Origin of the sequence: Nonlabens sp., assembly GCF_965657255.1 — a bacterium.
Taxonomy (GTDB): domain Bacteria; phylum Bacteroidota; class Bacteroidia; order Flavobacteriales; family Flavobacteriaceae; genus Nonlabens.
In genome coordinates this window covers 1-14,716 of record NZ_CBFHNM010000011.1, presented here as the reverse complement: position 1 = coordinate 14,716, position 14,716 = coordinate 1, and the positions used below count along the sequence as shown (strand labels likewise).

The 14,716-nt window shown below is 33.9% G+C and carries 14 protein-coding genes; 8 read left to right on the top strand and 6 right to left on the bottom strand.

Annotated features, from left to right (window positions below):
- The first annotated feature begins 59 nt into the window (after window positions 1–59).
- From purB to ACTF54_RS11680, 3 genes are all read left to right on the top strand, one after another.
- Complete coding sequence (purB, locus tag ACTF54_RS11690) at window positions 60–1,400, top strand: adenylosuccinate lyase (RefSeq protein ID WP_347196963.1); 1,341 nt, start codon at window positions 60–62, stop codon at window positions 1,398–1,400.
- A gap of 284 nt (window positions 1,401–1,684) precedes the next feature.
- The gene (locus ACTF54_RS11685; RefSeq protein ID WP_347196964.1) at window positions 1,685–1,840 is read left to right on the top strand and encodes a YqaE/Pmp3 family membrane protein; all 156 of its coding nucleotides are present in this window, start codon (window positions 1,685–1,687) and stop codon (window positions 1,838–1,840) included.
- A 482-nt stretch (window positions 1,841–2,322) separates the two neighbouring features.
- Window positions 2,323–2,493: a YqaE/Pmp3 family membrane protein gene (locus ACTF54_RS11680; protein WP_438969408.1), complete on the top strand. Its 171-nt coding sequence runs from the start codon at window positions 2,323–2,325 to the stop codon at window positions 2,491–2,493.
- A 195-nt stretch (window positions 2,494–2,688) separates the two neighbouring features.
- Here the strand turns inward: ACTF54_RS11680 and mazG are convergent, their stop codons facing one another.
- Window positions 2,689–3,462: a nucleoside triphosphate pyrophosphohydrolase gene (mazG, locus tag ACTF54_RS11675; protein ID WP_347196966.1), complete on the bottom strand. Its 774-nt coding sequence runs from the start codon at window positions 3,460–3,462 to the stop codon at window positions 2,689–2,691.
- Between the two features lie 200 nt (window positions 3,463–3,662).
- On the opposite strand from mazG, the gene ACTF54_RS11670 reads away from it, so the two are divergent.
- The 4 genes from ACTF54_RS11670 (at window position 3,663) to ACTF54_RS11655 (ending at window position 6,220) form a co-directional block, all read left to right on the top strand.
- Window positions 3,663–4,418, top strand: coding sequence for a thioredoxin family protein (locus ACTF54_RS11670; RefSeq protein ID WP_347202085.1), 756 nt, complete (start codon window positions 3,663–3,665; stop codon window positions 4,416–4,418).
- 143 nt (window positions 4,419–4,561) lie between these two features.
- Window positions 4,562–5,242 (top strand): O-methyltransferase, encoded by a 681-nt coding sequence (locus ACTF54_RS11665; protein WP_347196968.1) that lies wholly within the window; start codon window positions 4,562–4,564, stop codon window positions 5,240–5,242.
- A gap of 124 nt (window positions 5,243–5,366) precedes the next feature.
- Entirely contained in the window at window positions 5,367–6,068 is a 702-nt protein-coding gene (locus ACTF54_RS11660; protein ID WP_347196969.1) for an ABC transporter ATP-binding protein, read from the top strand.
- Window positions 6,056–6,220 carry a hypothetical protein gene (locus tag ACTF54_RS11655; RefSeq protein ID WP_347196970.1) on the top strand — a complete coding sequence of 55 codons (165 nt, stop codon included), beginning with the start codon at window positions 6,056–6,058 and terminating at the stop codon, window positions 6,218–6,220. The genes ACTF54_RS11660 and ACTF54_RS11655 overlap by 13 nt, the downstream gene beginning before the upstream one ends.
- A 233-nt stretch (window positions 6,221–6,453) precedes the next feature.
- On the opposite strand, the gene ACTF54_RS11650 is transcribed toward ACTF54_RS11655, so the two are convergent.
- The 3 genes from ACTF54_RS11650 to ACTF54_RS11640 all read right to left on the bottom strand — a co-directional run bounded on the left by ACTF54_RS11650 (window position 6,454) and on the right by ACTF54_RS11640 (window position 11,137).
- Window positions 6,454–8,439 carry a DUF3352 domain-containing protein gene (locus tag ACTF54_RS11650; protein ID WP_438969407.1) on the bottom strand — a complete coding sequence of 662 codons (1,986 nt, stop codon included), beginning with the start codon at window positions 8,437–8,439 and terminating at the stop codon, window positions 6,454–6,456.
- The gene (locus ACTF54_RS11645; protein WP_438969406.1) at window positions 8,432–9,232 is read right to left on the bottom strand and encodes an alpha/beta hydrolase; all 801 of its coding nucleotides are present in this window, start codon (window positions 9,230–9,232) and stop codon (window positions 8,432–8,434) included. The genes ACTF54_RS11650 and ACTF54_RS11645 overlap by 8 nt, the downstream gene beginning before the upstream one ends.
- 276 nt (window positions 9,233–9,508) lie before the next feature.
- Window positions 9,509–11,137, bottom strand: coding sequence for an acyl-CoA carboxylase subunit beta (locus ACTF54_RS11640; RefSeq protein ID WP_438969405.1), 1,629 nt, complete (start codon window positions 11,135–11,137; stop codon window positions 9,509–9,511).
- 116 nt (window positions 11,138–11,253) lie between these two features.
- Between ACTF54_RS11640 and ACTF54_RS11635 the strand changes: the two genes are divergently transcribed.
- Window positions 11,254–12,417, top strand: a complete 1,164-nt coding sequence (locus tag ACTF54_RS11635) for an aspartyl protease family protein (RefSeq protein WP_438969404.1) — start codon at window positions 11,254–11,256, stop codon at window positions 12,415–12,417.
- Window positions 12,418–12,456: 39 nt separating this feature from the next.
- On the opposite strand, the gene ACTF54_RS11630 is transcribed toward ACTF54_RS11635, so the two are convergent.
- Together ACTF54_RS11630 and ACTF54_RS11625 are read right to left on the bottom strand one after the other, a co-directional pair.
- The gene (locus tag ACTF54_RS11630) at window positions 12,457–14,097 is read right to left on the bottom strand and encodes a SulP family inorganic anion transporter (protein WP_438969403.1); all 1,641 of its coding nucleotides are present in this window, start codon (window positions 14,095–14,097) and stop codon (window positions 12,457–12,459) included.
- A gap of 494 nt (window positions 14,098–14,591) precedes the next feature.
- The gene (locus ACTF54_RS11625; protein WP_438969453.1) at window positions 14,592–14,705 is read right to left on the bottom strand and encodes a single-stranded DNA-binding protein; all 114 of its coding nucleotides are present in this window, start codon (window positions 14,703–14,705) and stop codon (window positions 14,592–14,594) included.
- Window positions 14,706–14,716: the final 11 nt, after the last annotated feature.

Below are 14,716 nucleotides of genomic sequence, written 5' to 3'. Positions count from 1 at the left end.
TGTAAGAGCTATTTTTTGCTTTTAAAAGCGTAATTTAGCGCGCTTTAAAGTCATAATCTATGCCTACTGCTTTACAAGCCATTTCTCCTATCGACGGTCGTTACCGTTCTAAAGTCGAGCCTCTTGCAAATTATTTTTCTGAATCTGCTTTAATACGTTATCGTGTTCTCGTAGAGGTAGAATATTTTATCGCTTTAAGCGAAAGCGGAATTAAACAACTGCAGCCTTTACCAGAACAGACGCAGGAACAATTAAGAGATTTGTACCGCAAATTTAATGACGAGAATGCACAGGCAATTAAAGATATTGAAAAGGTAACCAACCATGACGTTAAAGCGGTAGAGTACTTTCTAAAAGAGCAGTTTGATGCATTAGGGTTATCAGCTCACAAAGAATTTATACATTTTGGTCTTACCTCACAGGATATTAATAATACGGCTATTCCGCTTTCAATAAAAGATGCCATAGAAAATGTGTATCTGCCAGAACTAGAAGAAGTACGCGATGCTATTTATAAACTAGCCAATGAATGGAAAGACATTCCTCTATTAGCTCGCACGCATGGACAACCAGCCTCTCCTACTCGATTAGGAAAAGAATTCTATGTTTTTGTAGTGCGTATTGAAGAGCAAATGAACATGCTAGAACAGGTCCATCATGCAGCAAAATTTGGCGGAGCAACAGGAAATTACAACGCACATCACGTGGCTTTTCCTGAAGTAAACTGGCAACAATTTGGAGAAGACTTTGTAGAAAATCGTTTAGGCTTAAAACATAGTTTCCCAACCACTCAAATCGAGCATTATGACCATATGGCTGCTCTTTTTGATAATTTAAAAAGGATCAACACCATATTTATAGACTTAGATAGAGACATCTGGACCTATATATCTATGGATTATTTCAAGCAAAAAATAAAAGCTGGTGAGATAGGTTCTAGTGCTATGCCGCATAAAGTAAACCCTATTGACTTTGAAAATTCTGAAGGAAATTTAGGAATTGCAAATGCACTTTTTGAACATCTTTCTGCAAAACTTCCTATCTCTAGACTACAAAGAGATTTAACAGACTCTACCGTATTAAGAAATGTAGGAGTTCCTTTAGCACATACCATTATCGCTTTTAAGGCTACTAATAAAGGTTTAGGTAAATTGCTGCTTAATGAATCAAAAATAGCAGAAGATTTAGAGAATAATTGGGCAGTTGTAGCAGAAGCTATTCAAACGATTTTAAGACGTGAAGCCTATCCTAATCCTTATGAAGCTTTAAAAGAATTAACTCGAACCAACGAAAAAATCACAGGGAAAAGTATTGCAGCCTTCATAGAGACTCTTGAAATCAGTGAGGATATTAAGGCAGAAATGAGAGTGATTACACCTAGTACTTTTACTGGGATCTAATTTATTATGTTATTATAAAGTCTAAAGCCTTTTGATCTATTCGATTAAAAGGCTTTTTTTATTGCCGCTTTCGCGTAAGCGATACCTAAACATGGAACACCAACCTATTTATAATTAGATTTTTATATCTTTCTTAAATTATTGAATGTTTTTTTAATAAGTAACTCAATTCCTGAATTAAGTACTAAAAAATAAAGTATTTGACATAAAATTTAAACAATTGATTATAATTTAAGAAAGTTATTTACTCTTTTTTTTATTTTTAAATAAACTACAATTATAATATGAGCATACTAACTATTATTTTAAACATCTTTTTACCACCAGTAAGCGTAGCCTTGAATAAAGGAATAAGTAAAGACTTTATCATCAACATTATTCTAACTCTTTTGGGTGGAATTCCAGGAATGATTCACGCTTTTTATGTTACAGCAAAATAGTTATTAAATAGCTTTAGCAAACAAAAACCGATGTTTATGTAACATCGGTTTTAAATTGCGTTTATAAAAGTAATGACCAATTTTCCATAGGACTATATAAAGCATAATCGTTATTTGATCCACTAGGAATGAAAACTTTTCCATAATTCATAGAGAAATAATTTGTCATTATAATTGTTTAAGAGTTTACACATAAGCTTGTAACAAGCACGATATGTAGTAATTTCTTTACTCCAAATACCGTTAATTTCATTTATAAATTATTGGTAATAATACCAGCGTAAAAAATGAACTATTTTAATTTTTTACAACTAGTTACAACTCAACATCATGCTATTTTAAGTTAACAAATAATAATTATGAATACTTTATAAATCACGTAGATAATCGTAATTAATAAACTTTTAATCTAATTTAAAGACTCTTTTAAGGTCAATTTATGTATCATAAAACAAGTTATTTGTAAATTTGTAAAAAAAGCAATGAAACCATTAACTATCTTTTTAAATCTATTTCTACCACCTATAAGTGTTTTTAGAAAAAGAGGTATTCACAACGATTTGGCTATCAATATAATATTAACTATCTTATTTTTTTTCCCAGGAGTTCTTCATGCATTTTATATTACTTCAAAACGAAATCAGATTCTATAATTAAAAGTATTTCAATTAAAAATTAGAGAGAAAGCAAGAAGCAGCCTGATAAAAGATCATTGAATCTGGTCTTTTATCAGGCTGTTTTTATGTAATGTTAGGTCTAACACCTGAACTAGATTAGAGTTTGTTGCTCCATTTCAAAACATAGAAAGAATCTTTTGTCCTATTGATTTCTTAGCAACTTCCATTGTACTAAACCTTCTTAGCCTCTTCCCAAAACACATCCATTTCTGCCAGTGTCATGTCGCGCAGCTCTTTGCCTAATTCTTTGGCTTTACCTTCTAGATATTGAAAACGCTTGATGAATTTTTTGTTCGTTCGTTCTAGCGCATCTTCTGGATTCACGCCTAGATGTTTTCCATAATTGACAAGTGAAAAAAGGACATCACCAAATTCGGCCTCTATTTTGTCCTTATCTCCTGCTTCTATTTCTACCTGTAACTCGGCAAGTTCTTCTTCCAGTTTTTCCTTTACTTGTTCTGGCTTTTCCCAGTCAAAACCTACTCCAGCAACTTTATCTTGTATACGCTGGCTTTTTACTAGTGCTGGTAGTGATCTAGGAACACCTTCTAGAACGCTTTTTTTACCTTCTTTCAATTTCAGCGCTTCCCAGTTGGCCTTTACTTCTTCTTCATCTTTAACCACTACATCGCTATAGATATGTGGATGGCGTGAAATTAATTTATCACAAATACCGTTAGCTACACTTGCGATATCAAAATGATTGGTTTCAGAACCTATTTTAGCATAAAAAACAATATGCAGCAATAAATCACCCAATTCCTTAGGAATCTCTTCCATATCCTTATCAAGTATGGCATCTCCTAATTCATACGTTTCTTCAATGGTGAGGTGTCGCAGTGATTCCAGTGTTTGCTTTTTGTCCCATGGACACTGCTCGCGCAATTCATCCATGATGGTTAACAGTCGATCTATAGCGGCTAGTTGTTCTTTTCTATTGTTCATTTATTAGTATTAATCGATATCAAAAAGAGCAGGAACTCCTTTCTTTTAAGAACTATTTTGTGAGAATTGAAGATTATATTTGTCTCGCTTTCGCGAAAGCGAGATCAACACCTAATTCAATTATCAATATAATTGAAAGTAATATAACCCTACAACAATACTGGCATAAAATTAGTTAGTTCAACAACAAAAAACGGCACATGCGCATTCTATTTATAATTACTTTTTCACTTTTATTTTTTAACTATCTAAAAGCACAAGAATATGTGACAGATACCACCATGGAAGAAACCGTAATGGTAAAGGATGACCAGATAAAGGTGCTCTACTTTACTGCGCCATGGTGTGGTCCATGTCGCGTTATGGCGCCTACCATAAAGTCTATCGCAAACGATGAAACACTTAATGTTAGTATTTATAAAATGAATACAGACGATAATCTTACTGATGATATATTACGTGTGAACTCGATTCCTACTTACTTTTTTATTAAAAATGGTGTCAAATTAGGTCATAGCGGTAGTGTGATGCGACGTGCAGATATGGTTAAAATGATAGAACGTTATGATCGTATGCAGGTGAATGGCGATCTTTTACCCTATAGAGGCAAACCATCAAAATATGATATAGTTGAAGGTGCACATGAAAATTTGATCAAAAAGAACCTAGAAAAACTGTGGTATAACACGCATCAATTAAACGAATTAAGCTGGAAAATTTACCAAAATCTTGCAGACCCTAAAGACCTTAAATGCGCATTAACACTCATTAATCGTTCTATAGAATTAGAAGAAAACACATCTAATCTAGAAACTAAAGCGCACTTACTTTTCAAAATGAAGGAAACCAAAAGTGCTTTAAAAACTGCCAAAAGAGCCAGAAAACTAGCCTCACGCAGTGGAGAATCTACATCGATTATAGAAGATTTAATAGAAAACATAGAAGCCAAATCTTAAATAATGAATTTTTGAGGCATCTTTGTAACTCTTAAAATCGAGTTTTGTTTCATCTAGTATTTTCTTATTTCTTACACCTAATCAAGTCATTTCATTTGCATGGGATTCATTCACCATTTATTTTTCAACTAGAAAAAAAGTGCTTGCGTGATAATCAATTATATGAAGGTTATGAGAAATTATCTCGCTTTCGCAATAGCATAAAAAACTCTAAACTTATTCTAAACATAGAAGATCACGGCGCAGGAAGTCGTGTTCTTAAAACAAACCTACGTGCGGTAAAAGATATTCTAAAACACAATTGTAGTACTGAAAAAGACGCGCAACTTTTGTATCGGTTGTGTACTTATTTTAAAGTAAACCAAGTTCTAGAATTAGGAACTTCATTAGGTATTGCTACTCATGCTATGGCTACTGCAAGACCGCAGGCAAAAATCACCACTGTAGAAGGCAGTGCATCCATTTATGAATTGGCTAAAAAAGCACTAGTAAAAGAAGGTTTGAAAAATGTATATACTGTTCATTCTACCTTTAAAAATTTCTTTGAAACAAGAAAGGAGGATCGTACAAAATACGATCTCATTTTCATAGACGGACATCACAGTGGAGAGGCCACTCTTCAATATTTTGAAAGTATTTTAGATAGAGTTCATAATGATACGGTTGTAGTTTTTGATGATATTTATTGGTCTGAAGACATGACTCGTGCGTGGAATGAGATTTGTAAACATTCTAAAGTAACCGCAAGCGTGGATTGTTTTGATTTTGGTATGGTATTCTTTAGAAAAGAACAATTGCAAGAAAGGTTTTATGTGAAGCTTTAAGAACTCGAATTTGAAATCGAATTCGAAATTTAAATTGATTTTGAATTTACTTTTACTCTTAATCTGTAACTAAAAAGCGATCTCGTCGTCATACGTATAAATCAAAAATTCATACCTTAGTTCCATGAGTGAAAATGTCATCGAAGTACGCAATATTATACGTGATTTTAAACTAGGATCAGAAACTGTTCATGTATTGAAAGGAATAGATCTTGATATTAAAAAAGGAGATTACATTGCGTTTATGGGACCTTCTGGTTCTGGTAAATCTACTTTAATGAATCTTTTGGGATGTCTGGATACTCCTACAGCAGGTAGTTATAAACTAAACGGAACTGACGTTTCTAGCTTAAGTGACGATCAACTAGCCGATATTAGAAATACTGAAATAGGTTTTGTTTTTCAAACTTTTAACCTCTTACCTAGAACCACTGCGCTAGACAACGTTGCTTTACCTATGATCTATGCTGGAAAGTCTAAAAAAGATCGCAAAGCAAGAGCTGAAGAAGTATTAACAAGTGTAGGACTTAATGACCGTATGGATCATCAACCTAACCAGCTATCTGGAGGACAGCGCCAGCGTGTTGCTGTAGGAAGAGCTTTAGTCAATAATCCTTCTATTATCCTAGCAGATGAACCTACCGGAAACCTAGATTCAAAAACTGGAGTGGAAATCATGGCTCTATTTGATAAGATCCATGCAGATGGTAATACCGTGATTCTCGTTACACACGAAGAGGACATTGCAGAACACGCGCATCGCGTTATTAGACTGCGTGATGGTGTGATTGAAACAGATACTAGAAATAGACCATGGAAATCTTAAGTGAATATAAAGACTGGATTTATATAGGCGGCGTTTTACTTGCCTTTGTAATTTTTTTGTTTTGGAATAAAGGAAAACAAGGAAGCATAAAAGATCGTAAAAAACGTAATTTTAAAAAGCGTATTCAAGAAAAACGCGAGGAAAGAAAGTAGTTCTTGTGTAATTCCATTTCTAAGTATAGAAATAGCACTCTTATAAAATTTCCGTTGTATTAATTTTTTTTGCCGATTAAATGGAATGAAAAGCCTCTTCTCTTTGTTGATAGGAAAACAGTTAGGCGACGAACATGACGCAGATATGTAAACTAACAAAGGAGTTTGACAACGAGTATATAAAATTATAACAAACAGTTCTCAAGTTGACATTTCTATAATTAGGAGTTGTATTAAAACCTTTCTTTGTGATACAATTTACCATCTCTTAAATAAGCTTTCCACCTGCCATCTTTTTCACCTTCATCAAAACGTCCAGATATTTTTAACTGACCGTCAAAATAGTACTCCTTATAACGTCCATCTGGAATACCATTTTTAAGGTAAACTTTCATTTTTGTTCTACCGTTATTATATTTCTTTTCATAGAAATTTGCAGTGAAATCATCGGGAAAAATGTCTGGAATATCAAAAATAGTTTCCTTACTTATTTCTTCTTTTTTAATGGTTACTAAGTCTAAAGGCATGTCTTTAGTACGTTCTTCTAATAAGATGGCCTCATAATCATAATCGCGATCATAATGAATAGCAGCTTTTGATTCAAAGAAATTTTCACTTGCTTTCAGCTCTAGACCTATCTGTGTGAATTGAGAGAAAAACGCCTCGTTTTGTTCTAGTTTTCGACGAGAATCGGCTGTGAGAAATTTTGAAGATGCGTTGCTTAATTTGTTAGTATCCACATATAAAAACACGTTACTTTTAGAACTGAATTCTTCTCTAAACTCTTGAAAATATTCGTCGTTTTCTAAAGTTTCTTCTGCTTCATAACTGTCTATGAATAACTTCAATGTTTTAGGAGAATTACTGAAAATTACGTAATCATCTATGATAGTATAATATGGTTTTTCAATGTTCTCAAATAAAGAACCGATGATCAATTTGAAAAAACCTTTTATTTCTAAGTAATTGATTTTATATCCTCGATAGTCAACTTCTTTGAATTTTACAGGTGATTTCTTCCTGATTTGCTCTTCCACAAATTTCAGTCGTTCTCGCGCAATCTCAACATCGTTTGTTTTAATCAATATCGCTAGTCCTTCTTTTTCAGATATGTTTGGGGCATCCGCTTTCGCGAAAGCGAGTTCATCATCCATCCAATCGTAAAAATCACGCTCTAAATTGATATCTAATAATTTTTCAATCTGATTTCTACCAGCTTCATATTCTTGAACCATTTCTATCTGTTGATCAGCTAATAGGGTATAAAAATTATGGTGTAAAGAAGAGAAATCATCAAAGCCAAAACCAACATAAAGTGCTGTTTCCCTAGGTAATATACTCGTAGCATTCATAGAACCAGTTCCAGAATTATACAATGCTGTAATTAAATTTTGTACAATAGGGTCACCATTTGTGTAACCGCTGGCAAGTAACAGTCTGTCGCTATCAACGTCTACACGAAAACCAGAGAAGCTAAAATGCTTTTCTAACATACTTATAATTGCGCTTTCTTCGTTTGAAAAGGCTTTATAATAAGAAGTCAAATATTTGTGATTTAAATAAAAACGGAACAGATCATTTTTCTTTACTTCTCGTTGAATTTCTAGAAATTGCAGGCTGCGACCTATATTGGGTGATTGAAACTCTTCTATACTTTTTTCTACCAGAGTATGTGTGTAACTGGCTATCATTTGATTTTTTATAAAAGCTAATGATAAAACCTCAAAGGTGTCTTGATCAGTAACTTCTGTTATTTCCACTTCCTTATAAAAGCGTTTAGTGACTTTAAAATCACTTCTAAGAACCTGATTTATATTGTTTTTAAGTAGGTTAAGTTGCGAGAGCTTTTGCATGTCAACTACGTATAAAAATGCATAGTCATCTCTCTTTATCATGTGCGCGCTTATAATTACATCGCGATTCCCTATGAGTTCAAACAAACTGGTTTCTGACTGAAAAATAGAGTCGACAACATTGAGCTTTACACTCATTTTATGAATGGCATCGTTAGTTTGAAGATGATCCAATATTTCACTTTCGGCAAGGGTTTTCATATTGCGCAATGGCTCGTCCATTTCCATGAAAAACACGGCATCTTTAGGAACAAGATACACCGCATTGATCCTATCTTCATCTAATGCAAAAAAAGTAACTGCTTTATAAATTAATAACCCAATCAAAACCAATAAGGCAAAATAAATGTACTTTTTTCTATTCATTTAAGATCTTATTTAATTGCTCTAAAGCTAAAGGATTACCAGCCATATTATTATGTCCTTGGTTTTCTAGTTTAGTAAACGGAATATTGAACTCTTTACTGAGCATTACAGAAGATTCTACTGGAATGACTTGATCATCTTCTCCATGAAATATATGAACGGGCATATTACAATCTTTTAAATACTCATTTGTAGCAAGCTCATATCTTAAAATAAATGTAGGAATAAAAGGATAATTGCGTTGCATCATATCTGTCATATTATAATAAGGAGCATGTAATATCAAATGGCTTGGGTCATTTTGAGATGCAATAAAAGATGCTACACCTGTACCAATAGAATAACCTATAACTATTATTTGATCCTCTTCATAGTTCATTTTTAAATCATCATAAACAAATTGAACATCTTCAAACCATTCTTGTTGATTAGTAATCTCATTACTGCTTTTACCATAACCAGCATAATCTAGCATAAAAACGTCATAACCCAACGGTAAAAAATGCTCTGATACATTTCCTACAGATTTTAAACTACCACCATTTCCATGCAAGTAGAAAATCACTCCTTTAGAATTTTCTTGTTTGAAATGTAGCGTATTGATAGTGTTTCCTGTGCTTGTAATGATATCTTTTTCTATGAATTTATTTTTAAATTCAAACGTAAAGTCTTCTTCTAATTTTTCAGGAAAAAACAATAAGCTTTCTTGATAGAAATAAAGTAAGCCACAAATTAGCAAATAACTTGCGAGCACAATGAAAAGTAATCTTTTGAAAAGTTTTTTGACAAACATTAGAAAGATATTGAATAAGAAACTAAAATAAGGATATTAAATAAATCCCTATCTATCTTTCTAATTGTGGTTCATGTATTGAATTATAAAATCGATAATCAGTTTATAGCTCATGCTTATCTGCAGCTGCTCATTAAACCATCATCTTACCATATATCTATGTTTAAGAGAAAACAAAATCCCTTATCGCTAGCGATAAGGGATTTAAAAATTAATTCTTCAAGTTCAAATTTTGATTTTGATTTTAGTTTTGTTTTTATTTTATGAGCAGAGCGATCAAGTTTGTATCACTCCTAGATTAAAATCTTTGGTTATAGGTGCATGGTTAGCAGCTTCTATTCCCATAGAAATCCATTTTCTCGTATCACGAGGATCAATTATCGCATCTGTCCATATTCTAGACGCTGCATAATAGGGAGAAACCTGTTTATCATAACGATCTTTTGTTTTGGCAAACAATTCCTCTTCTTCTTCTTTAGTCAGTTTCTTACCTGACTTTTCCAAACTTGCTTTTTCTATTTGCATCAAAACTTTTGCAGCACTGTTACCTGACATTACAGCAAGTTCTGCAGTAGGCCATGCAAAAATCAATCGTGGATCATATGCTTTACCGCACATGGCATAATTTCCTGCACCATAACTGTTTCCTATAACCACAGTAAATTTAGGGACTACACTGTTAGAAACAGCATTTACCATTTTTGCGCCGTCTTTGATGATACCACCATGTTCTGACTTAGATCCCACCATAAAACCAGTAACGTCTTGTAAAAATACTAGTGGTATTTTCTTCTGATTACAGTTGGCTATAAATCGTGTCGCCTTATCAGCACTATCGCTATAAATCACACCACCAAATTGCATTTCGCCTTTTTTGGTTTTTACAATTTTACGTTGGTTAGCCACAATACCGACAGCCCAGCCGTCCATGCGAGCATAGCCAGTAATTAAGGTCTGCCCATAACCATCTTTATAAGCTTCAAATGAGTCTGCATCTACCATACGATTGATCAATTCCATCATATCGTATTGAGCATTTCTAGCTCTAGGTAAAGCACCAAACAATCCTTCTGGATCTAACGCTGGCTTCTTTGCTTCTACTCTATTGAATCCGGCTTTATCGCTATCGCCTATTTTGTCAAAGATCTTTTTGATTTTATCTAGAGCGTCTTTATCATCTTTTGCTTTATAATCTGTCACGCCACTGATCTCACAGTGAGTTGTTGCACCACCTAAAGTTTCATTATCGATACTTTCTCCTATTGCTGCTTTAACTAAATACGATCCAGCTAGAAAAATACTTCCTGTTTTATCTACTATAAGCGCTTCATCACTCATGATAGGTAAATAAGCACCACCAGCAACACAACTTCCCATAACAGCAGCAATTTGGGTAATTCCCATACTGCTCATCACGGCATTGTTTCTAAAAATACGACCGAAATGTTCTTTATCAGGGAAAATCTCATCCTGCATAGGCAAGTAAACTCCTGCGCTATCTACTAGATAAATAATAGGCAATCTATTTTCTATAGAGATTTCCTGAGCTCTTAAATTTTTCTTTCCTGTTATAGGAAACCAGGCACCAGCTTTAACCGTTGCATCATTTGCTACAACGATTACCTGACGTCCTTGTACGTAACCTATTTTAACGACTACGCCACCACTAGGACAGCCGCCGTGTTCTTCATACATTCCATCACCTGCAAATGCACCTATTTCTATAGCATCTTCTGCATTATCGAGTAAATAATCAATACGCTCACGAGCGGTCATTTTACCTTTGGCATGATGTTTTTCAATACGTGATTTTCCACCACCTAGGGCAACTTTGGCAAACTTCCTTTTCAAATCAGAAAGCAGCATTTTATTATGATCTTCGTTTTTATTGAAGTCTAAATCCATGTAAAAAGTATTTTCTCAAAAATAGCGATTTTAGATGTTAGAAAAATGTGAATTGTTCCGCTTTCGCGAAAGCGGAATTACAATCTGACCTATCTTTATAATTCTAAATCCTTTACATGAAAAAATTTCTTTTTTTAATTATCGCTTTGTTGTTGATAGGTTGCGGTAGTATAGACAAAATATTGAACGCAGGAAAGATCGCAAATACTGATTATAAAGAAATTATTCCTTTTAACTATGATTATAACTTTGCACTTATAGACGTAGAAATCAATTCCAAAAAATATACTTTCCTAGTAGATACTGGCGCGCCTACTCTTATATCTAGCACCATTTACAAAGATTTAAATATAGAAACAGAAGACTATGTGGCAGTAGAAGACTCTCAAGGACAAATTAACACTCAAGAAGTAGTTGTCATTCCTGAAATGAAAATAGGAAATCTTATATATAATAATACTGGAGCAATCGTATCTGATATGAGAGATGTCTTTGAATTTAATTGTATGCAAATAGATGGGATTATAGGTGCTACCCAAATGGCCAAGTCATTTTGGAAATTTGACTATCAAAATAAAGAAATCACCATAAGTAATCAACTATCTAAATATGATATAACGACCTTTAAGGACACTTTATCATTTGCAGTTTCTGGAACTAAAACACCCTATATAAGAGGTCATGTAAATGGAAAGGAAACCTTGTTTACTTATGATACCGGTTTTGGTGGTCATATTGATGTAAATAAAAGATTAGATGATTTTAAAAACGCAACTGGTTATACCATAATTGGAAATTCTGGTGTAGGCCTTTATGGAGCTGTAGACTCTACCAAAATCAGATCCATTAAAGCAGACAGTTTGAGAATAGGCCACATTGAAATGGCTGCACAGAAAGTAGATTTAGATCACTCTGGTCTAATAGGAAATGATTTCATGAACAAGTACGAGATCATTATGGACTGGACGGCGCAAAACATCTATCTTAAAAAGTTAAAAGATTTTGAAACGACAGAGCAAAACTCTTTTGGCTTTAAATTTAGAATAAAAGAAAACAAGGCAGTCGTTACAGGGATTATTAAAGAATATCCTATTGACTTAAAACTAGGTGACGTTATTTTATCAATAAATGAATTTGATTATCAAAATATTACCGACAGCAATGCCTGCGAAATATGGAATTCCACTACTTACAAAGGACTTGAATCGATCAACGTAACGTATTTAAGAAATGACGTAATCAAAGAAACAACACTAAAGAAAATCCAATTAATGGATTAATATTTTACACCTAAGGATTCTCTTTTAAGTTCGTTCAGTTTACACCTCTGCATCCAGCAAATCGGTGGCAATGTGGTAACGTGGATCTTCAATACTGGATTCAATAATCGTATCAAATTCTGGATTATTGCGTATTAAAAGCTCTTTGCATTCTGGGCTTAAGTGCGTTAATTTAATTTCTTTCCCTAGGTCCAAGTATTTATTTACCACACCGCGCAATGCTTCTATACCAGAATGATCCTGCACACGCGCCTCTATAAAGTCTATTTCTATTTTATCAGGATCATTTTTAGGATCAAACTTCATATTAAAATCAGTAACCGAACCAAAGAATAATGGTCCCCAAATCTCATACACTTTTGTACCATCTTCTTTGATACTTTTTCTAGCTCTAATACGTTTTGCACTTTCCCATGCAAACACAAGAGCAGAAATTATCACACCTACAAATACAGCAATAGCCAGATCAAAAAACACCGTTACTAATGATACGATGATAAGAACCGCAGCATCTGCTACAGGAATTTTACGTAAAATTCTAAAACTGGACCAGGCAAATGTTTCAATAACCATCATAAACATCACACCTATCAAAGCAGCAATAGGTACTTGCTCAATTAATTTATCTGTAAATAAGATGAAGGTTAATAAAGTAACCGACATCATTACACCAGATAAACGACCACGTCCACCAGCATTAATATTTATAACTGTCTGCCCTATCATACCACAACCACCAGTACCACCGAAAAGGCCGCTAACAATATTTCCAGCTCCTTGAGCCACACATTCTCTATTACCGCTACCACGAGTTTCTGTCAACTCATCTACCAGATTCATGGTCATTAAAGACTCAATGAGTCCTACTGCTGCAGCAAGAAACGCATAAGGAAGAATAAAAATAAAAGTATCGTATACTAAAGGTAAGTTGTTCCACAATTCTAAATTAGGTGTAGGTAATTCTCCTTTTAAACCTGTCCCACCACCTTCTATAATATAAGAACCTACTGTGCTTACTTCCATTTTACCAAAAACAACTACAGCCGTAGTCGCTAGGATTGCGGTAAGCGCTGCAGGAATCTTTTTAGTTAATTTAGGTAACAACCATACAATTGCCATAGTTAAAGCAACCAGACCTATCATGATCCACAGTTCTGTTCCTTGCATGTAAGTAGAAACGTATTTTTTAACGCCATCTGCTCCTACTTTTAGGTTCTTATGGGTAAACATTTTTACCTGAGCCAGAAAAATAACGATCGCCAGACCATTCACAAACCCCATCATTACTGGATGCGGTATCAAACGCACAAATTTACCAACCTTAAATACACCAGCTACAATTTGAATCAATCCCATAAGAATAACGGTAGCAAATAGGTAATAAAAACCCATATTTTCTACTGGCGTTTCAAATGCCATACCTCTTTCATGACCTTTAATTATAAGATCAATAAAAATTACGGCAACCGCTCCAGCTGCTCCAGAAATCAATCCTGGTCTTCCACCAAAAAGCGCCGTAATTAAACCAATTATAAATGCTCCAGAAAGAGCCACTAATGGATCTATTCCAGCCACAAATGCAAAGGCAACAACTTCTGGAATCATCGCTAGAGAAACGGTAATTCCTGCAAGTATATCATCTTTAGGGTTTTTTGTAAAATTATTGAAGATGTTGAGCATAACGCTTGGTTTTTTAAGCGTGCAAAAATACGTTTAATTGAAAGAACTACAGGCAGATCATCAATTCATATTTCGATTCAAAAAACAACACTTCTTTTGTTTAACAATGAATTAGAAACTGAAGAAGCTGATCTTGTCAAACACAAATAAAACACAAAAGAAGCAAGTCTAAAATACATAAAGTAATGCATACTATTATAGAGTTCACAACACTCCAAAAGTTTAAGATAATATTTGCTAGTATTGCTTATGATATTGATTGCTAGTTGTAAATCTGCTTTCTCGAAAACATAACCATCACCAGCTTTATAAACAAAACTAGAACCACTATTTCACAAAGTCTTAGATCAGAAGGGAGAGTTTTTTTCTAGTGTATTTGATTTACGAATGACTTGCCTCGCTTAAGTTTAAAATGATTTATTAGCTACACTTGTGGCAAATAAAAAAAGGCAGTAATCAATGGATCACTGCCTTTTTGAAGAGTCTTTTAATAGTTATGCCTTGCCGCCTAGCAGGAGCACTTGATTACAAACCACCTCTGTAGTGTATTGCTTTTTACCTTCCTTATCTTCCCATTGTCTAGTGACTAGTTTTCCTTCTAGGCCTATTTTGTTTCCTT